Origin of the sequence: Acinetobacter lwoffii, from assembly GCF_024129435.1 — a bacterium.
In the GTDB taxonomy this organism is placed as follows: Bacteria; Pseudomonadota; Gammaproteobacteria; order Pseudomonadales; family Moraxellaceae; genus Acinetobacter; species Acinetobacter lwoffii_F.
Window position 1 is genome coordinate 42,890 of the sequence record NZ_JAMXXN010000016.1, and the last position, 20,407, is coordinate 63,296.

Consider the following 20,407-nt stretch of genomic DNA (forward strand, 5'->3'; position numbering starts at 1 on the left):
ATTAAATATTTGCCCAGTTGCTGTCATCGAGTACCGCGAGGGTCGACTGTTTAACGATGTCCAGGTCTTTTAATCTGTGTCCATAAACCTGTAATTCAGGCTCAATATCCAGAAGTGGAATCAGGACAAAATCACGCTCTAATACCCCAACATGCGGCACAGTTAAGCGTTCATTTTGAATGTGCTCATTACCATAGAGCAGCAAGTCCAGATCCAGCGTACGTTCGCCCCAATGACGTAAACGTACCCGACCAGCGTCCTGCTCAAAAGCTTGCAGGCGATCCAGCAAGCCTAAAGCTGCCAGATCGGTATTTAACTGCACCACTGCATTCAGATAGTTCGGCTGATCCTGTGGTCCCATCGGTGGACTTTGATACAGATGCGAAGTTTTCGCCTGCCCCAAGGTCGCCAGTTTCTGTACAGCTTCTGCCAGAATCTGGCGTGAATCGCCTAGGTTACTGCCCAGGCCAATATACGTCACGATCATTGTGTTGGTCCAAACACCACCTGGCTCAGATCACGTTTTACCCGCTTACGTTTCATAATCGGATGATCTGCGCCAATTTCACCGCTGGCACTGGCTGCCACATGCGACAGAGGTTTCGCCTTGTCTTCAAACTTGGCTTTACGCACACGACGATTGCGTGGTTCAGGTTCATTCACTAACGGCTCAATCTCAGCAAGATCTTGCTGCTGGGTCAGTTTCTGTTCCAGATGTTCTTCTTGACTCGCCTTGCGGCGGCTCTTGGCACGCTGACGGTTATACTGGCTAATGGCCCTTTCTTTCTCGTCACTGCTCATTTGCTGGTAAGCATCCCACCAGCTGCCCATACCTTGTGCAGTCGCATCACCTGATTTTTCACGCAGCAGCAAAAAGTCAAAGCCGGCACGGAAACGTGCGTGGCTGGACAAAGCCTCGATTTGCTGTGGTTTTGGATTCAGCAAACGGGTCTGCATTTCCCAGACTTCACGAATAAAGGTCTCCGCAAAGCGTGGAATAATGGTGCGGATTGCCTGACGTTTTAACACATCCAGACCGGCTTGGGCGCGGGCTTCGGCGGCTACCACGCCTTTATTTAGATAGAATTCACAACGCTCCATGAATGGCTGCCATAACAATACCGCATAGAAAAATGCAGGGTTGATGGTCTTGCCGATAGAAATACGTTGATCGGTATTTTTCGCAGCGCGTTCCATAAACGGCGTAATTTCAGGCTTGATATCTGCAAATAACTGCTGCCAGATCCCGAAATCGATCAGCATTGGCAAGACACGATTCAGGTGCCCCATGGTGAACAGCTTCTGTGATTCATCATAAAGTCGATGTGGAGAAACATCACGCAGCAACTGGGTCATTTCCGGCGTAAAGACATCCAGAATCGCTTCATCAATATTAAAGTTCAGTTTGGCCGCAAAACGTAGGGTTCGCAGCATCCGCACCGGATCTTCTTCAAATCTTAAAGTCGGATCGCCAAGTAAGCGTAAGGTTTTGCTGTGAATATCATCCACTGCATTGCAGAAATCCAGCACAATGCCTTTACGCGGCTGGTAATACATTGCATTGATGGAGAAATCACGACGGACAAAATCCTGCTCGATGCTGCCCCAGTTGTTATCACGCAGAATCATCCCTGCGGCCGAGGTCACTGCTTTTTTGGGGGGTGCACGGAAGGTTGCCACTTCAACCAGTTCCCGCCCTGAATAGACATGCGCCAGTTCGAAACGCCGTCCGATAATTCGACAACGTCGTCCGAAAACTTCCTTGACCTGAGCCGGAGTGGCATTGGTGACCGCATCGAAATCTTTAGGATTCAAACCTAACATCAGATCTCGAACACCACCACCCACGATATAAGCTTCATAGCCTGCCTTGTTTAAGGCATCAATCACATCGAGAATATAAGAAGGTAATTGAGCGGTTGATAAACCACATTTTGACGCGCGCAAAGTTTGCAAAAGACGCTGTCTCCTACGTCTGAACGTAAAATTCTAAGATGACGCTAATCATATCGCTTACACGACTAAAGGGCAATTTGATTATGTCAATCCTGCGAGTCAAATCAATCAGCTAGTCATGATCCATGCTGTCGCTTTACAAGGCCAGTTTGGCCTTATTTTTGGCAAATAATGCCGGCCCAATACCTTTGACCAGCTGAATATCTTCAATGTTTTTGAATTTACCGTTCTTCTGCCGGTACTCGACAATGGCTTGAGCTTTCTTTTGCCCCACGCCATGCAACTGTTGCAGTTGCTCAATATTTGCACTATTCAGGCTGATTTTATCGCCTGTAGCTTGCACCGAAAGTGCCGGTTTTGCCAGATAGTGGTCGGTTGTGGCTACTGCCGTTTGTTGTTTGAGCCGCGCATCATGTTGCTGTTGTTGGGTCTTCCATTCCATATAATCGGTCGCAGTTGCATGCACAGTTCCGATAGAAATAAAGCCCAGCCAGCAACTCAGGAGAAGATTAATCCACGTTGAACCGATTCGATAAGATATTTTTTTCATGTGCTGCTCTTTGTTTTAATTCTAATTTAGCCTGTTCCCAGAGCTGATCAAGTTCAGTCAGTGACAGCTTTTCCAGGTCTAATTGTTGTAATTGTGCCTGATCTTCCATCAAGGCAAAGCGGGTTCGAAATTTATGGATCGTCCCCAATAATGCCATCTCACTGGAGATGCCAAGTTTACGTCCAACATTGACCAGAGAAAATAAGCAGTCGCCAAATTCTTCCTGTATTTCATCGGAATTTTGTCCGGCTACCGCTTCTTTTAATTCAGCCAGCTCTTCTTCCAGCTTGGCATAAGCACCCGCCATGTCCGGAAAATCAAAACCGATTTTGGCGACATTTTTTTGAATTTCATCAGCCTGCGCCAAAGCCGGTGCATGTTTAATCTGATCCAGGCGTGAACGCGGCTTGCCCTGCTTTTCTTGCTGTTTGATTTCTTTCCATAGCTCGGACACATCTTCCGGACTCATTTTTGCAAATTGTTCAGCTTGAAATACATGCGGATGACGGCGAATCAGTTTATCGGTAATGGCCTGCACCACATCCTGAAAATCGAAAGCGCCCTGCTCACTGTACATCTGCGACTGGAACACCACCTGTAACAGCAAATCACCCAGCTCATCGCGGACATCATCGACTTTTCCAGAGCGGACTGCTGCTTCGACTTCGTAAGCTTCCTCAATGGCATATTTGGTCAGAGATTCGGGGGTCTGTTGCTGATCCCATGGACATTTTTCACGTAATTCGCGCATGACCTGGAGTAGTTGTTCCATGTTTAAAAACCTCTTTTCTTACCAAATAGTCGCGTCAATCTGCCGGTTTCTTGTTATGCTCAAAAAAAAGACAATAAGGAGATCAGGCACATGCACAGTATATTGATTAGCGGTGCAGCACAAGGAATTGGGGCAGCAACCGCCCAGTTATTTTACCAGCACGGCTATAAAGTCGGTATTTATGATATCAATACAGCACAGGCTGAACAGCTGGCCCAGCAACTGGGCGAACATGCCAAAGCCGGCTTTCTCGATGTAGCTGACTATGCTTCTTGGGAAACAGCTTTAGCCGAATTTTCAGCTTGGGCAGGTGAAATCAATATTCTGGTCAATAATGCCGGGATTTTATATTCAGGCCCTTTTGAAGAAACTGATATTACGGCACATCATCGGACTCTGGATATTAATGTCAAAGGAGTCATGAACGGCTGTCATGCCGCTTTCCCTTATTTAAAAGAATCTTCATTTGCCCGCATCATCAATCTATCTTCAGCTTCGGCGATTTATGGCCAAGCCGATTTAAGCAGTTATTCCACCAGCAAGTTTGCAGTGCGTGGCCTGACTGAAAGTCTGGATATTGAGTGGCAACCCTATGGGATTCGAGTCTTGGATGTAATGCCGCTTTTCGTCAGTACGGCCATGGTCAAAGATATGCAGGCAGAAAGCATCAAAAAGATGGGCGTGCATTTAAAAGCAGAAGATGTCGCACAAGATATTCTGAAACTGGCAGAACTCAAAGATTCCATCTGGCAAGCCACGCATCATCCGGTTGGTTTCAAAAGCCAGTTTTTATTTCATTTATCGCGAATGAGTCCACAATTTGTGAATCGACTGAGTAATCTGCTCATTTCCAGAAAATAAAAAATATTCGGGTTGATTCTATTTTAGACAGTGTGATGAATCTGGATCACTGGAAATCTCAATCCCTTGCAGGAATGCTCACTTTGCCAGGCCACGGTGAGCATGCAGCCAGCAAGCGTATAATTTTGATAGGCATAGATGCCAATCTCTGGATGTTCGCAGCGCCCACCATTTTGCTCAGGATGGATATTGGTGTTGAGTTCATTCAGGTTGATCCGGATTCCCAAGCCTGATGCCTTTAACACCGCTTCTTTGGTCGTCCAGACCTTGAACCAGTATTCAGGGTCATAATCCAGCACTTGCCAGTTTTTGAGTTCCTCAGGGTGGAAGGCATGTTGTGCCAAGGCTTCAAAACGGACTTTACGATTCAGTTCTTCAATATCAATTCCTAAATTCTGAACTTGCTTGCTCGTGGCCAAGGCGTAGAAATTTTGACTATGACTATGATTAAAACTGAAATCCGGATAGTCATTTAAATAAGGCTTGCCGAAATTCGTCCGCACCACCTGTTGATCGCTAACTGGCAATTCAAAAGATTGGGATAAAAGCTGATTACGCAAACACGCCACTTTGCGTTTCCGTTCGGCAACCTGGGTTTTGCGGTCTGACAACGAATGACAAGTCAGATCAGAAAGTTGATGCAGATGAATTTGAATCAGCCGAGCCACGTGAATCCATTAAAAAGATATCAATTGATTTGAGTGTAAAAGAATTCACACTTTTATTGGGAGAGAAATTCATTATTTTCTCAAAACAAAAAGCCCGCTTTACGCAGGCTTTTTATCCGAAAAATTTAAACTATAGAATTAACGTTTAAATTTCTTCTCGGCTTTCTTGAACTTCTGTACATAACGACGTTTACGCGCAGCTGCACGCTCATCCACTTGAGACTTACGGCCTTCAAACGGGTTTTCAGAAGTTTTAAACTCGATTTTAATCGGTGTACCTTCAAGCTTGTACACTTTACGGAACACGTTTTCCAGGTAACGGCGATAATCTGCAGGAGTTTTATCCACCTTGTTTCCGTGAATCACGATCGTTGGTGGATTCTGCCCACCCATATGCGCATAACGCATTTTAATACGACGACCCTGAACCATCGGCGGTTGGTGGGCATCTGTCGCATCATTTAAAATCTGGGTGATTTTTGCTGGTGACACTTTCAAACGAGATGAATCATAAGCACGGTGAATCGATGGATAAAGATCACCCACACCCGTTCCATGCAATGCAGAAATCAAATGCACTTTGGCCCATGGAATGAAATCGAAGCGACGCTCTACATCGAGCTTACATTGCTTACGATCATATTCAGTCATGTTATCCCATTTATTGACTGCAATGACCATGGCACGACCCGCTTCAAGTGCATAGCCAATCAAATGCAAGTCCTGCTCAACAATACCATCACGCGCATCAACCACAACAACAATTACGTTAGCATCTTTCATTGCCTGTAAAGTTTTAACAATCGAGAATTTCTCAATCATTTCATCAACTTTACCTTTACGGCGCACCCCGGCAGTATCAATCAGGGTATATTGACGGCCATCACGCTCGAATGGAATATAAATCGAGTCACGTGTTGTACCCGGCTGGTCAAATGCCACCACACGCTCTTCACCGAGCAAGCGGTTCACCAGCGTTGATTTACCTACATTTGGACGACCAATAATCGCTAAACGCAGACCCGTGTTTTTGTCGTGCTCTTCCGGATTTTCATCTTCCGGTACATCGGCAAGTACATCTTCCAGCATTTGCTGGACACCACGACCATGGCTGGCTGCGACTTGTAACGGCTCGCCCATACCCAGTTTGTAGAATTCAACCAAGGCAGCTTCAGCATGTACACCATCGACTTTGTTGGCAACCAGAAAGACTTTTTTGCCTAAAGTACGCAATTCACGGGCAATCTGCTCATCAGATGCCAGCAATCCGGCACGCGCATCAACCACAAAAATGATGATGTCGGCTTCATGAATAGCAGTCTTGGACTGCTCTGCCATGTACGAGTCAATCCCACCTTCATTTTCGCCAATACCGCCAGTATCGACCACAATGAAAGATTTATTTTGATAAGTTGCATCGCCATATTTACGGTCGCGTGTCAGACCGGCAAAGTCTGCCACCAATGCGTCACGGCTCTTGGTAATCTGGTTGAACAGCGTTGATTTTCCGACGTTCGGACGACCAATGAGCGCAATTACGGGTTTCATAGAGTAACCTTTATTTAATATCAGGCGTCAAAGTGGCCTGAACATCAGAAAGCATAGGAAGATATAAGGGGTAAATACCCTAAATAAAAACACGGGGCATTGATTTTTCAATCACCCCGCGTTCACAAAAATACGGTTGTGGCTAGTTTAGCATAAGGCTCGTTAAAATTAACGGTTCTGCCAAATGCTTAATGAGCCCTTGCGTGTGGAAACATACAGCTGGTTGTCGATGACGCGTAAGCTACGTACTTCCCCAGAGGTTTTCGAACGACCAGTAATCTGTCCGGTACGCGGATCAATCAGGTGCAAGACACCATCCAGATCACCGACTACAAGATCAGTACCCAGCATCACCGGATTACTTAACTTGCGATTCAGCAACTGGTCATTTTCCCAAAGCGGTTGACCCGAGGTAATTTCAAAGGCTTTGATTTTGCCATCGGTTTGCGCCACAAATACACCATTGCCCACAACTTCTGGACGCTGGATACTGCTGGCATCTTCACTCCAGACCACCTGTTGTGAAGCTAAATCCAGCACAGTCACCTGACCTTGATAACTGGTGGTCACCACAAACTGGCCTGCAACGACCGGTTCCCCGTCAATATCAACCAGACGCTGGATATCAGAACGCCCATCCGACACTGCGACACGACGCTGTAATTTTGGCACACCGCTTAAGGCATCCAGTGCATAGATATAAGCATTGGAAGATGCAATCAGTACATTACGAGCATCTAATGCAACAGGTGCAGCCATGCCACGCAGGCTGAATTGTACATTAGCTAAGTTATAAGTCCAAACTTGCGCACCCGTCGCAATTTCATGCGCATATACTGTGCCGTCATTGCTCACGCTAATGACACGACCAGCATGAATTAATGAAGGTGCCAGTAAAGCACCCGTCAATTGCGCAGTCCATTTTTGCTCGCCGGTTTGCTGATCCAGCGCAAACAGTTGGCCTTTCTGGTTGCCAACGACAACAAGACCTTCAGCAGCTTCAACACCAGAACTTAAATTGTCTTTGCTGACTTTTTTCTGCCACAGACGCTGTTTGCCTTTAAATGCAGACACTTCGCCTTTCGGATCAATTGCAAAGACCACACCATTATCTGCATCCAGACGTAAACGCAACGGATCAGCAGCATCTGTCGAAGCCACACTGGTGGAAAATACAGGGACCAGGGTTTTGGCTTGAGTCAGTTTTGGAAGTGGATTCGGTTTTACTTCTGGAACTTTATTGGTTTTACCCGCACAGCCAGCCAATGCAAGCGTTAAAACAGTCAAGGCACAGGTAATTTTGTATTTTCTATTCATTCAGCTTCTTCCGCTTGTGTTTCTATAATTGGGCGTTCGATTTCCGGATCATCGACCAATACGCCTACGCTTTCGAGCTTAATTTGTAAAATCTGACGTTCTTCTTTACGTTCAATCAAAGCATCCCATGCACTTTGATATACTTTTTTAGCATTTTCAATATCATTTTTGGCAACATAGATATCGCCACGTGCTTCATCGGCAGTTGCTTTAAATGCAGGCTCAGTGACTGCTTCTAAAGTTTTCAATGCAGCATCATATTTTTTCTGTGCCAGTTGTGCATAGGCCAGACGAAGTTTGACGACCTGAACCAGGCCTTTATCATCTACTTTCGAGTTTTCAACTTTCTGTAGCGCTTTCTCGGCCGCAGCATAATCTTCTTTGTCATAAGCCAGTTTCGCCATCACCAGCTGGGTCTGAATCGCCTGTGCTGAATCAGGTGCTTCCTTGACAATCTTGTCCGCAGCTTCAGACAACTTGGCAAAACCATCACCTTTCGATGCCTGTGCATCATCCATCAACTGCTGAACCTTGGCAGTGTGCATTTGCGACTCTGCCAAGTTTTTCTTCTGCCAATATTCCCATCCAAAAAAGGCAATCAGCGCAATTAAAATCCCAGTAATCATCGAAGAACCATATTTCTTCGTAAAGGATTTTAAGCTTTCAAACTGTTCATCACCACTCATTGCGCTCATGAGATTACCCTTTTCCTAATGTTTTATCGATTATTTTGAAGAAATTTTAGTACTAAAAAATGCAACGAAGTCCGTAAATGGTACATTCGATTGCTCTGCGGTTGCCAGCTCTTTCACAGTAAACGCCTGAGCTTCCAGTTCACGCTCGCCCAAAATCGCCGCATACAAAGCACCGGCTTGATCGGCCTTTTTCATTTGCGATTTCATTGAACCTTGTGAGCCTACTTTCAGACGAACCTGACTGTCTGCTGCTTCAAGCTGATCACGAATCTGCTCCGCAATGACCAAAGCTTTACCTTGAGAAGCCGGTTCAGCCACCAAGAAGACTTCACAATCACGTGTCGGAGTATTGTCTTCAACCTGTTCCAGCAGAAGCAATAAACGCTCGATGCCCATAGCAAAACCAACCGCAGGAACAGACTGATCTGCTTTTCCTTTGAGTTGGCCCACCAGACCATCATAACGGCCACCGGCACAGACTGTTCCTTGTGAACCCAAATGGGTTGTGGTCCATTCAAAAACAGTTTTGTTGTAATAGTCCAGACCGCGTACCAGTTTTTGATTGATCACGAAGCTCACGCCTGCATCAGTCAAATACTGTTGTAACTGGGTAAAATGCGCCAGCGTTTCTTCACCCATAAAGTCATGAAGTTTCGGTGCACTTTCCAAGATGCTTTGTGTTTTGGCATCTTTAGAATCCAGAATACGCAGTGGATTCGTGGTCAGACGGCGCTGAGAATCTTCATCCAGATCCGCTTTATGCGACTCCAGGAATTCAACCAGTGCCGCACGATATGCTGCACGCTCATCCGACTCACCGAGTGTATTTAACTCAAGCTGAACCTTGTCTGCTACACCCATACGTTTCCACAGACGCGCCGTCATCAAAATCAGTTCTGCGTCCATGTCCGGAGTCGCAACACCAAAAGTTTCCACACCAAACTGGTGAAACTGACGGTAACGACCTTTTTGCGGTTTTTCATAACGGAACATTGGGCCGATATACCAGACCCGAGGCGTCGCACCACGCAGCAGATTATGCTCCAGCATGGCACGTACACAGCCAGCCGTCCCTTCAGGACGTAACGTCAACGACTCAGGCGGATTACCCTTGTCCAGAAAGGTATACATTTCTTTTTCAACGATATCGGTTGCATCACCGATCGAACGTTTAAACAAATTAGTCTGTTCTACGATAGGCAAACGAATTTGTTGATAGCCATAGGCATCCATCAAACCGGATAGATGCTGTTCAAGACGTCTCCAAGCTGGGGTTTGCGTTGGGAGAATGTCATTAAAACCTTTGATTGCGACGATTGAACTCATGATCTACTCAGGAAAACTTGTACGAATAATTTCTTTAGATTTAGCTTCTTCAAGCTCGGTAACACGTTGACGAACCATGGTTTCGATTTCATCAACCAATTGATTCGTGTCAATTAAATGGCTCTTTTCACCATTACGGTACACCAGTGAACGTGGTGCTGCACCTACGACACCAATATCGGCCTCTTTGGCTTCACCCGGACCATTCACCTTACACCCGATCACGGACACATCCATTGGAGTACGAATATCTTCTAAACGCTCTTCAAGTTGCTGCATCACCGAAATCACATTAAATTCCTGACGTGAACAGCTTGGGCAGGCAATGAAGTTAATCCCGTTGGAGCGCAGACCCAGCGATTTCAGAATATCAAAACCAATTTTAATTTCTTCTTCAGGCTCGGCAGCTAAGGAAATACGCATGGTGTCCCCAATGCCTTCCATTAACAGACCACCCAAAGCGATGGCAGATTTAACCGAACCGGTGCGGTAAATACCCGCTTCTGTGACACCCAGATGGAGCGGATTATCAATTTGCTGTGACAGCAAACGATACGCATCCATGGTCAGGAACACATTCGATGCTTTGACTGAAATTTTGAATTCCTGGAAATCCAGACGGTCTAGAATATCGATATGGCGCATCGCAGATTCAAGCAAAGCCTGACCAGTCGGCTCGCCATATTTCTTTTGAATATCTTTTTCCAGTGAGCCGGCATTAACACCGATCCGCATAGAAATGTCGTTATGACGTGCTGCGGCCACCACTTCACGGATTTTCGCTTCCGAACCGATATTGCCCGGGTTAATCCGCAGACAATCTGCACCCAAATCAGCAACTGCTAAAGCAATTTTATAATCGAAGTGAATATCCGCCACCAAAGGTACATTGACCTGCTTGCGAATCTCACCGAATGCTGCTGCCGCTTCCATCGTTGGCACTGAAACCCGCATGATGTCCGCGCCCGCATCCACACAGCGCTGAATCTGTGCAACCGTAGCTGCCACATCACAGGTTTCAGTATTGGTCATGGACTGGATACTGATTGGTGCATCACCACCCACATAAACTGAACCCACACGAATTTTACGTGTTGGACGACGTTTAATTGGATTTACGATCATCGTTCTGCTCTACTCTTGATCTATTAAGGTGATAAACGGAATTCTGCTTTTCCGTTCACAGTGTAGGGTGACAATGAAATATTTTCATTATTTAAACTGAGTGATACAGCCGATGCATCATCCAGACGAATCTGGAATGGCGCTTCACCATTCAGCTGCAAGCTCGATGCCTGACGGCCAGTTGCCAGAACATTACCCGCCGAGTCGACAATATGCACCGAAGTCGGACGGTTAAAATCAAGTTTCAGCTGATCACCGGAAAGTGCGGCACCTGTATCCAGATTCAGAATCTCGACATTAGAAGCGCCTACTCCAGAGACTTCAGTGCTATTTTGTGAATTACTACTCGACCAGTTCTGAATCATGGCAAACAGTGCACCCAAAATCAGCAGCAATACCAGCGTAATAAAAATGCGCTTTAACCACTTACGATTGCGGTCACGTTTGGAACCTGGCAATTTCCCCATAATTTTGATAGGAGAATTATTCAGGGCATGATTCGGCAGCAGCCCGGTATCATTGGTATAAATTTCATCAAAACGTTGAATAATACTAGACGCATCTACACCCAGAAATTTGGCATAAGTCCGGTAATAACCTTTAATAAAGGTCGCTTCAGGCAAAGACTTGTATTCATCCTGCTCAAGAGCAGTCAGGGTTTTGACTGGGATGTTCAGCTCTTTCGCTACATCTTCCAGATTGCGTTGCTGATTGATACGAATCTGGCGCAAGTACTCGCCCGGACGTTGAATATTTCCTAACGCATTTGGAGCTACGCTCGAATGATTCGATGGTGAATTAGGATTTACTTCCATACGGCCTCAGTACTGTACTGTAATTGCAAATAACGTTGGTATTCCTGGCTTTCAGGAAAAAGTGCACGTAACTGGTTGACCAATACCTGCATCCCCAACTGATCACCCCCGGCACGCGCAGTGCGAATGCCAACCCAGAGCGCACGGGCACCCTGATTTTTCTGTCCCACACCACGCACAAACTGTTGATACATTTGTGTCGCCGCCGGGAACTGCTGGTTCAAATAAAATATTTCTGCTAACTCTAACATTGAAATATAAGAATCGCGATTGGCTTGCAGCGCCTGTTTGAATGATTTTTCAGCATTTGCTGTATCACCCAGTTTCAGGTAAATCCGCCCCATATTTTCCAGTGCGCGGAATCGCTGATCATAACCCAACGTGGCACCAGCAATTTGAAACTGCTCGATCGCATCATTATAGCGTTCAAGCTGATATAAATAAGTGCCGTAATTATTTCGCGCCTGCGCATTTTTCGGATCTGCCGAAATCGCACGCTTGAAATAATGATCTGCTTTTTCGAGATTAAGCTTACTACCTTCCTGTTGCAGTAGCACGCCCATCATCATATTTGCTTGAGAATCACGCGGAGTAGTCTCAAGTGCCTGATCCAGCGCACGTTTGGCTGCATCCAGGTCACCTGTTCTCAGATATTCTACCGCCAATTGGGTACGGACTTTGGTGGCCTTTTCAGGGTCTTTCTGACCCAGATCTGGCGTCTGACACGCGACTAAAACCAAAGACACACATACTGTTGAAATCAAAGCAAACTTTGATGTTAGATTTCTCAACTGGCGACCTCTTATTATCCTTGTGAGCGCATGATCTCATTCGATTGCGCAATTTTCTTTTTCCACTGTTCCGCACGACGGGTACGGTCAGCGACTTGTCCGACTAACTGTCCACACGCGGCATCAATGTCATCACCGCGTGTCTGACGAATCGTACACACAAAACCGGCATCAGACAAAGTTTTTTGGAAAGAAATAATCCGGTTGCGGCTTGAGCGGCCATATGGCGCATGCGGGAACGGATTAAAAGGAATCAAATTAATCTTGCTTGGCAAATTCTTCAACAGCTTAATCATTTGCTGAGCATGTTCAGGATGGTCATTCACGCCATCTAACATCACATATTCAATCGTCACATGTTTACGTGAACTTTCATTCCCGTCTTTGGCAATGTAACGCTGACATGCAGCAATCAGCTGCTCAAGCGGATATTTTTTATTGATCGGCACCAGCTCGTTACGCAGTTCATCATTTGGCGCATGCAATGAAATAGCCAGCGCCACGTCAATATCTTTGATCATCTGATCGATTTTCGGTACCACACCAGAAGTCGATAAAGTCACACGACGTTTTGACATGCCGTATGCAAAGTCATCCAGCATAATACGCATTGAATTCAATGCTGCATCGTAGTTGAGCAATGGCTCGCCCATGCCCATCATCACCACGTTCGTGACTGAACGTTCACGCTCAAGTACAGGCACATCTTCCATATAGGAATAGTTCGCCATCCAGAGCTGACCGATAATTTCGGCTTGGGTCAAATCACGCTGGAAACCCTGTTTACCGGTTGAGCAGAATGAACAGTCCAGTGCACAGCCTACTTGTGAAGAAATACACAAAGTGCGACGTAAACCACTGCGATGTTCAGCAGGAATCAATACGGTTTCGACGAGGGAACCGTCACCGTCGCCAACACGGAATACCCATTTACGGGTTCCATCTTTGGAATAGTTTTTATGCACCACTTCAGGCGCTTTAATTTCACAAATCTTTTCTAATTTTTCACGCAGTTTTCCTGAAATATTGGTCATTTCAGCAAAATCAGTCACAAAAAATTGGTGAATCCATTTCATCACCTGCCCGGCACGAAACTTCTTCTCACCCATGTCCTCAAAGAATTTTTCCATTTGCGGACGTGACATGCCAAGTAAATTCACTTTCTCGACAGTATTTGCCTGTGCTGGAGCGGATGGAGTGTGTTGCTGTGGCTCAGAAACTGCTGATACAGCGACTGCTTCAGTACTCATGTGTATTACCTAAACCATGTCTAAAGATGAAAGGAGAAGCTCAATATGTGAGCAAAGAATTATTCAGAGAATAAAAAAACCAGATAAGTATAATAACACTTATCTGGCTTGAATACTGCGAATTAACGAGTACGTGGAGCAATCTCAGTTTGAGCGAAGAAGTAGTTAACTTCACGATCAGCAGATGCTACAGAGTCAGAACCGTGAGCAGCGTTTTCATCGATGCTTACAGCGAAATCTGCACGGATAGTACCAGGAGCAGCTTCTTTAGGATTCGTCGCACCAAGGATGTCACGGTGAGCAAGAACAGCGTTTTCGCCTTCAAGAACTGAAACAACAACTGGACCAGAAGTCATAAATGCAACTAGGTCAGCAAAGAAACCACGTTCTTTGTGCTCAGCATAGAAGCCTTCAGCTTCAGCTTGAGTCAAATGTTTCATTTTAGTTGCAACAATTTGAAGACCAGCTTTCTCGAAACGAGCAAAGATGTCGCCGATGTGGTTTTTAGCAACTGCGTCTGGTTTAACGATAGATAAAGTACGTTCGATAGCCATGATAGGCTCCTTAAGTCAATTGTTGACATGAAAATTTGGCGCATTATACCGAGATAATGCGCATTTTTCTGCTTTTCATCTGTAAAAAAATGCTTTTTTAAGATGAGGCCTTAGCGTGCCTCGTCAATCCATGCCATTTGAATGGCTTCAAGCAAACCTTCAGTCGACTTGGTTGGATCATCTTCAAACTCAGGCAAAGCACACACCCAGGCATGTAAATCAGTAAAACGAATCCACTGCGGGTCCACATCTGGATGCGCTTCGTAGAGTTCAATCGCGATATCGAGCGTGTCAGTCCAACGTAAACCCATCTCTATTTCTCACCATAATTGCTTTGATGCTGTACTTTAACAAATCTGTGAAAATCTGCGAGCCTTTGCTCCGGCTTTCACTTATTTTTACAGCACAATATTCAGATAAGGTGCGGTCAGGACAATAGCAATTGCCATCATGCCACCCAGAATTGCACCAACTGCCACATCACTTGGATAATGCAATCCCAACACCATTCGGGACACTGCGACCAGAATCGTAAAAGGCAGCATCAGCATCAGTAATAAAGGTGCGACATAACCTAAAACGGTGGTTGCCATCACGGCATGCAAGGTATGCCCCGAGGGAAAACTGAAATGATCCAGTGGATGCTCACCCAGACGGATCACCTGATGCACCTGATAAGGACGTGGCCGTACGGTTTTGATTTTAAGCACCTTGTAAATCATAGTACCTATGGTACTTCCCAAAATCAGATAAACAATCTGCACGGTATAGATCAAGCCTTGCATGATCCAAACCAGTATCAGCATGAAATACCAAAATGCACCATTTCCTAAGCGGCTAATCATTTTAAAAAAAGTGGCAATACGGACTGAATGCGAAAAATGATTCAGATAAACACAGCCTTTCAAATCGATTTCTAAAAATTTAATTTTTACATTCTGGAGTTTCACACTGTTGCTCCTTTCTTGTTTTATATCCTGTATTCCTGATGCTGTACTAGTGAATACAGTGCTTGTTCAAATTGCCGGACCGGGTATTGCCAGCCTACCTTTTCGGCTTTTTTACGTGCTTGCGCGCCCATTTGTTGCAATTTTTGCAGATCAGGCAATCCGAGCATCTGCTGGATCAAACCTTGCTGATGTCCAAGTCTGCTCAACCATCCCGTTTCACCATGCTGCACATGCAAATTTGCACAAGCATAATCATAAGCAATCACTGGCAAGCCACTGGCCATCGCTTCCAATACCACATTTCCAAAGGTTTCTACCTGACTGGCAAAACAGAATACATCTGCACTGGCATACACCGCTGACAGTTTTTCCCCTGTCAAGCTACCGGTAAAAACAATGCTACCATCCTGATTCAGTTGTTGCAGTCGAGTACGATCCGGCCCATCTCCGACCACCACCAAACGCACATCTTGCTGACGAACCTGACGCAGCACAAAATAGGTTTTGATCAGCACGTCAATTTCCTTTTCAGGAGAAAGCCGTCCGACATACAACATCACCCGGGTCTCGTTGGAAACTCCCCAAGCATAGCGCAAATCTGGTGATCGCCACTTTGGTGAAAATGTATCTGGATCGACGCCTCTGCCCACGACTGCCAAGGGACAAGTTACACCAAACTGATTTAAGGCTTGAGCCGTGCCTCGACTCGGGACACAGGTCAAATCAGTATTATTATGAAACCACTTTAAATAACCTTGAATTGGCTTCAGTAAAAAGGCCAAATCAAAAAACCGACTAAATTCCTGAAATGACGAATGGAAACCGCTAGAGACTGGAATTTTATGGAATTTTGCAAGCTGCTGAGCTACCAAACCCAAAGGGCCTTCGGTCACAATATGAATAATATCGGGTATAAAAGTTTCAACAGCTTGATGGATTTTTAGAAATTGCGGTCTACCAAACTGCAAATTACTATATTTAGGAATGCAATGCGCTTTAACCAGACATTCACTATGCGGTTGAAAATCATTACAAGCTTGTCGTTGTTCTGGACGTATTAATAAAATCTTATGCCCCTGTTTTTGTAATCCTTTACAAAGTTGCAATAAAGCATGGGCAACACCATTGATTTCAGGAGGCCAAGTTTCGGTAACGATGGCAATTTTTAAACGGGACCGTGTCAGATCTTCTAGGACTATTTTGTCACGAATAGCCTGTTTACGTTGCTCTTTTAAATCAAACTGGATTTTGTGAATAACAGGTCTTTGCTCTAATAATTCTGAGATGGAAATTTGTTGCATCTCGCACCTATTCGCTTATATTTTTCACCCAGTATAGAAAGATCTCATGACTATTTGATGAATAAAAATAACTAAAAAAACCAAAAATAAATCTTCTAAATTATTATTTATATTAAAAAAATAAGTGAATACCAATTATTCCTTAGACTAAAAAGATATTCACTTTATACAGATCTTCATTTAACTCCCTCAAAGTTTCTGCATGGTTGCTCTACTGTACTGATCCCAGGTTGGTTTAAAGTCTTTCAGGCAATTTCCTTATTTCTATGATTTAAAAATTAATATCGACAGAAATCCGATCACGATAAGTTCCAGCTGGAACCCCATTAAAAGGATTCTCTTCGAGTTGAACCGAAACGATATATTTCTGTCTCTGTGAAGCTCCCTGATTCACTCTGACTCCCCATAACCCACTATTTGCACCACTCAAATTTAATTTGGTACGCAATTTATTAGGACCATTAGACACATAACTTATCCCGTTGGAACTCACCAGGTTCTGACTATTAAATAAAATTGAATAGCCCATATCACATGAAATATTAAATGAAGTGGCAGCCTGACTACGCTGATAGCTGGCTAGACGTAATTCTGGAGTGGTAAAACCATCAATCGAGCAATATTGGGCCATGGCTATTTCACTCATACTGAGTGCGGTAATAAATAAAAAGAGCTTTTTCATTTTTCTACTCCTACTTACATATAGTTTCCAGAATTTGCTTGTCTGAATTCTGGAATTGGTTTTCATTCAGAATGAATTGAGCCTGGCACTGCTGCCCTCTATTAGTCTTCACTTTAATGTTGTAAGTGCCTGCTTTAAATAGATATAGGTAAACAATACCCTGACTATCAACAAAAGAAGGTTCTGTACTGAGACCATCCACAAGAACCTCAGAGCCTATGACTAAATTATTTTGTTGTGCATCTTTAATTCTTAGCGCAATACGTTTGGTTTTATAGATAGGAAAATCCAGCTTATATCCACGTTGATCCAGACCAATAATTTTTTTAGAAGAGTGTTCAAAAGTTTCTTCCATCGCTAACTGGTTATGGTCAAAAGAAATATCGTAATGGATATAAGGGATGATGTTATGTATAAACATATAGCCTTGATTATTGGTGCTTCCAGCTAGACTCGCTGAACGATAGATATCAAGATTTGGATGTTGATCGACCTCAACCAGAGCAAAAGCATTATCAGCATATTTGGTGAATGCTATTTTACTACCTAGCCAAACCAAGGCGCCCTCAAACATAGCCTGTGAATTACGACGATTCTCATATTCATCATGAGAAAGTTGTAAATTACCAATACTGGTTTTCCATAAACCATAAGCATTGTAATTAACTTCTTCTTCAGTGCGATTAACCACCAAAACATAATCAAAACCATTCTGAGTCATCGTTCTGTGACTAAAACTTAAACTCGTTTCATTATCTTCAGTATCGTGATTTAAATAAATTTGACCCTTTTCTTCCCAGTCATAAGATAAGGCGATATTGAAACCATGATCCCCATCATTCCCAAAATCTTTATAAAAGCCAAAATTTGTATATAATTTTTTTGTTAAGCTTTTTGAAGCTCGAATATCAAAAATTTTCTGAGCATCATTACTAAAACCATTTTGCTCATAATAAGATTGATAAATATAACTAAGATTTAATCCATCAATGAATCCCAAATTGGAAAAATTAAAATATAGAATATTTGAGGCTTCAATATTAGAGTCATATATATCACCACTTAAATATTGATATTCCTGAGTAAAATATCGACTATTTATACCAAAGGACCAGTTTCTAAAATCCCGACTCAGGGCTATCGAAGCCGCATATCCTTGTTCATCATTCGCTTTTGTCTGGCTAACTGAAAATGCACTATCCATAAGCAAGTATTTACTTATTCCTTGGGTCCATAAAAAATCAAAATTGCTGACATCTTTACTATATAAAAAATCTCCTCCCAAGGTCATTGAAGAAGTTATACCCCGCCGATAAAACAATTTTGTAAAAAACTCCCGATAATCATCATCGACATAATCATAGTTATATCTAAGTTTACCTAATGAAATATTATATTCGTTCAATTTTGGCTTTAATAATCGACTATTAATATAAACCGGAAAACTCTGGACGCTCCTATTCCCTAAAATATCTTCTACAACAATTTGTGCATCACCCGCCTGATTTAGCATTGCTCCAGCAGGAAGATTATAATTACCAGGGGTCACAGAATCCCGATATAAACGCACCCCATTAATATATAGATCAATTGTTGAGGGTACGCTTGCACTTCCATTTAAAGTAGGCGCATTCCAGTAAACAAAGTCTGGACGATTGGTATAGTTGGTACCAAAGCTTAGCCCCCCAAACCGAAAAGAATTATTTAAACTGCTATAAGGACTTGTCGTATCTCCCAAGGTAAGTCTTGAAAAGATTTTTGGAAATTCAACATCGAGCGTCGTATTGACACGTAAAAATCCTTCTTCAATATCTTCAGGTTCATTACGATATAAAAAAGCATTTTTTAATAACCAATAATCTTTAAATATCCCAATTTCTGAAAATGTATTAAACTCTTGTTCTGCATCATCTTTATTATAAAATAAACTATAATTAACAAACCCTCCAAAATTCGCTTTCTCGGGATTTTCTACCTCTAATTCATAATGAGTATCTTCAAAATAATTGACTGGAAAGTTAATTTTAATGGCTTGTAAACTATAGTCATCTTCAACTGTTACACCTGGTTGATTCAATAAACAGAACTCCTTCTTGACCAAGTGACGGGGGATCCTTTCAATGTGAATTCCTATTCTGGATAAAGCCTCACACTCAATATACCTCTGCCCTCCATCAGAAAAATGAATTGCTTCAGTTTTATAATCTAAGCCATTTACCCATATATTTACGATGAACATTTCTAGATTATCTTTCTGCACCGTCTGTTGAACATTTTCAGCATTTACATTTGTTAGCCCCATCCCACACGCGATCATTAGAAGAATTTTAGTGACCTTCATAGCATCATCCTTTTACTATTTATTCTTTTTGTAAGCATCTTCTAGGCTTTTACAGGAAATTCCAAATATCCCTCATGGTCTTCCACTTTTATTTTTAACTTCAAATCTCCATTTTCTTTTAATTCGCCAAGTTCAAATTTAATTTTATTTCCACTCAAAATATATTGAACAAAATCTTTTTTCATGAGTTGATTATTTTTATCATCCAATACTATAACTTCAGTAATTTTTGCATGAGATTTAGATAGATTATTTACATTTAGATAAGCCAGTTCATTAATTTTTTGCAAATCTATATTTAATTGTGGTGTAACCTGTTTTCCAGCAAAAAAAGGCAGTGAGAAGTTAAACAAAAAATTAATCGAAGAATTATCATCAACTGGTGTTACTTCTTTAAAAATGATCCTCCATGATTGCTGTTGCTCTAAATTTAATGGGGGTTGGCTAAACCCGATACGGACAACTTGTTTACTTTCAGGTTTTAGCTCAAATGTTTTTGGATTAAACAGTAAAGTATTATCCTCCAATAGAACATCTTCACCTTTTTCATTTTGCTGCCATTTAAATGCACTAATTTCATATATTTTTGAAGTACTTAATCCTGTACTTTCAATATTAACAGTTGTACTTTTCTGTCTTTTAAAATCTTGAATATAGACTTGGATAGGACTGAACTTTATTCCCGCTGATAAAGAAAAACTAAACAAAAACAATATAGAAAATCCTATAATTTTTTTAATCATATTTCACTCCCAAACCTAAATATAATTATTATTAATCATAAAAATATTAAAATAGGAGATGTAGTACATCTCGGCTTTGTTGCACAAACCTAGCATCAAAAGCTTATTCAGCAATATAATTTCAAAATGAATAAGCCTGCCTCTAAAATCTACCGTACAACC

General features: G+C 43.0%; 21 protein-coding genes. 1 reads left to right on the forward strand and 20 read right to left on the reverse strand.

Features of this window, described 5'->3' with window-relative positions:
- Position 1: 1 nt before the first annotated feature.
- From folK to mazG, 4 genes are all read right to left on the reverse strand, one after another.
- Positions 2–487 (reverse strand): 2-amino-4-hydroxy-6-hydroxymethyldihydropteridine diphosphokinase, encoded by a 486-nt coding sequence (gene folK, locus NI455_RS10860; protein WP_253114114.1) that lies wholly within the window; start codon positions 485–487, stop codon positions 2–4.
- Positions 484–1,956 carry a polynucleotide adenylyltransferase PcnB gene (gene pcnB / locus NI455_RS10865; RefSeq protein ID WP_253114116.1) on the reverse strand — a complete coding sequence of 491 codons (1,473 nt, stop codon included), beginning with the start codon at positions 1,954–1,956 and terminating at the stop codon, positions 484–486. The genes folK and pcnB overlap by 4 nt, the downstream gene beginning before the upstream one ends.
- A gap of 136 nt (positions 1,957–2,092) precedes the next feature.
- Entirely contained in the window at positions 2,093–2,506 is a 414-nt protein-coding gene (locus NI455_RS10870) for a ComEA family DNA-binding protein (RefSeq protein ID WP_253114118.1), read from the reverse strand.
- Complete coding sequence (mazG, locus tag NI455_RS10875; protein ID WP_253114119.1) at positions 2,466–3,278, reverse strand: nucleoside triphosphate pyrophosphohydrolase; 813 nt, start codon at positions 3,276–3,278, stop codon at positions 2,466–2,468. Before mazG ends, NI455_RS10870 begins: the two co-directional genes overlap by 41 nt.
- 90 nt (positions 3,279–3,368) lie before the next feature.
- Here mazG and NI455_RS10880 point away from each other — a divergent pair, with 90 nt between their 5' ends.
- Positions 3,369–4,139, forward strand: a complete 771-nt coding sequence (locus NI455_RS10880) for an SDR family oxidoreductase (protein WP_253114120.1) — start codon at positions 3,369–3,371, stop codon at positions 4,137–4,139.
- Positions 4,140–4,162: 23 nt separating this feature from the next.
- Here the strand turns inward: NI455_RS10880 and NI455_RS10885 are convergent, their stop codons facing one another.
- From NI455_RS10885 to NI455_RS10960, 16 genes are all read right to left on the reverse strand, one after another.
- Complete coding sequence (locus NI455_RS10885) at positions 4,163–4,807, reverse strand: 4'-phosphopantetheinyl transferase family protein (protein WP_253114121.1); 645 nt, start codon at positions 4,805–4,807, stop codon at positions 4,163–4,165.
- 138 nt (positions 4,808–4,945) lie between these two features.
- Positions 4,946–6,355: a ribosome biogenesis GTPase Der gene (der, locus tag NI455_RS10890; RefSeq protein WP_004278348.1), complete on the reverse strand. Its 1,410-nt coding sequence runs from the start codon at positions 6,353–6,355 to the stop codon at positions 4,946–4,948.
- A gap of 168 nt (positions 6,356–6,523) precedes the next feature.
- Entirely contained in the window at positions 6,524–7,672 is a 1,149-nt protein-coding gene (gene bamB / locus NI455_RS10895; RefSeq protein ID WP_253114122.1) for an outer membrane protein assembly factor BamB, read from the reverse strand.
- Positions 7,669–8,367, reverse strand: coding sequence for a YfgM family protein (locus tag NI455_RS10900; protein WP_004278352.1), 699 nt, complete (start codon positions 8,365–8,367; stop codon positions 7,669–7,671). The genes bamB and NI455_RS10900 overlap by 4 nt, the downstream gene beginning before the upstream one ends.
- A gap of 30 nt (positions 8,368–8,397) precedes the next feature.
- Positions 8,398–9,693: a histidine--tRNA ligase gene (gene hisS / locus NI455_RS10905; RefSeq protein ID WP_253114123.1), complete on the reverse strand. Its 1,296-nt coding sequence runs from the start codon at positions 9,691–9,693 to the stop codon at positions 8,398–8,400.
- A gap of 3 nt (positions 9,694–9,696) precedes the next feature.
- Positions 9,697–10,818: a flavodoxin-dependent (E)-4-hydroxy-3-methylbut-2-enyl-diphosphate synthase gene (ispG, locus tag NI455_RS10910; RefSeq protein ID WP_004278355.1), complete on the reverse strand. Its 1,122-nt coding sequence runs from the start codon at positions 10,816–10,818 to the stop codon at positions 9,697–9,699.
- 23 nt (positions 10,819–10,841) lie between these two features.
- Positions 10,842–11,633 (reverse strand): helix-turn-helix domain-containing protein, encoded by a 792-nt coding sequence (locus tag NI455_RS10915; RefSeq protein WP_004278356.1) that lies wholly within the window; start codon positions 11,631–11,633, stop codon positions 10,842–10,844.
- Positions 11,624–12,424, reverse strand: coding sequence for a type IV pilus biogenesis/stability protein PilW (gene pilW, locus NI455_RS10920; RefSeq protein ID WP_224216973.1), 801 nt, complete (start codon positions 12,422–12,424; stop codon positions 11,624–11,626). The genes NI455_RS10915 and pilW overlap by 10 nt, the downstream gene beginning before the upstream one ends.
- A 14-nt stretch (positions 12,425–12,438) precedes the next feature.
- The gene (gene rlmN / locus NI455_RS10925; protein WP_253114124.1) at positions 12,439–13,674 is read right to left on the reverse strand and encodes a dual-specificity RNA methyltransferase RlmN; all 1,236 of its coding nucleotides are present in this window, start codon (positions 13,672–13,674) and stop codon (positions 12,439–12,441) included.
- Between the two features lie 122 nt (positions 13,675–13,796).
- The gene (ndk, locus tag NI455_RS10930) at positions 13,797–14,228 is read right to left on the reverse strand and encodes a nucleoside-diphosphate kinase (protein ID WP_004647460.1); all 432 of its coding nucleotides are present in this window, start codon (positions 14,226–14,228) and stop codon (positions 13,797–13,799) included.
- 110 nt (positions 14,229–14,338) lie between these two features.
- Positions 14,339–14,539 (reverse strand): Fe-S cluster assembly protein IscX, encoded by a 201-nt coding sequence (gene iscX, locus NI455_RS10935; protein WP_004278360.1) that lies wholly within the window; start codon positions 14,537–14,539, stop codon positions 14,339–14,341.
- Between the two features lie 87 nt (positions 14,540–14,626).
- Positions 14,627–15,178 carry a phosphatase PAP2 family protein gene (locus NI455_RS10940; RefSeq protein ID WP_168730661.1) on the reverse strand — a complete coding sequence of 184 codons (552 nt, stop codon included), beginning with the start codon at positions 15,176–15,178 and terminating at the stop codon, positions 14,627–14,629.
- Positions 15,179–15,198: 20 nt separating this feature from the next.
- On the reverse strand, positions 15,199–16,479 hold the full coding sequence (locus NI455_RS10945; protein WP_253114126.1) for a glycosyltransferase family 4 protein: 1,281 nt from the start codon (positions 16,477–16,479) through the stop codon (positions 15,199–15,201).
- A gap of 271 nt (positions 16,480–16,750) precedes the next feature.
- Positions 16,751–17,161, reverse strand: a complete 411-nt coding sequence (locus NI455_RS10950; RefSeq protein ID WP_005107879.1) for a hypothetical protein — start codon at positions 17,159–17,161, stop codon at positions 16,751–16,753.
- A gap of 10 nt (positions 17,162–17,171) precedes the next feature.
- The gene (locus tag NI455_RS10955) at positions 17,172–19,502 is read right to left on the reverse strand and encodes a fimbria/pilus outer membrane usher protein (RefSeq protein ID WP_253114128.1); all 2,331 of its coding nucleotides are present in this window, start codon (positions 19,500–19,502) and stop codon (positions 17,172–17,174) included.
- A 41-nt stretch (positions 19,503–19,543) separates the two neighbouring features.
- A complete protein-coding gene (locus tag NI455_RS10960; RefSeq protein ID WP_005245979.1) occupies positions 19,544–20,245 on the reverse strand; it encodes a fimbrial biogenesis chaperone in 702 nt (233 codons plus the stop codon).
- Positions 20,246–20,407 lie beyond the last annotated feature (162 nt).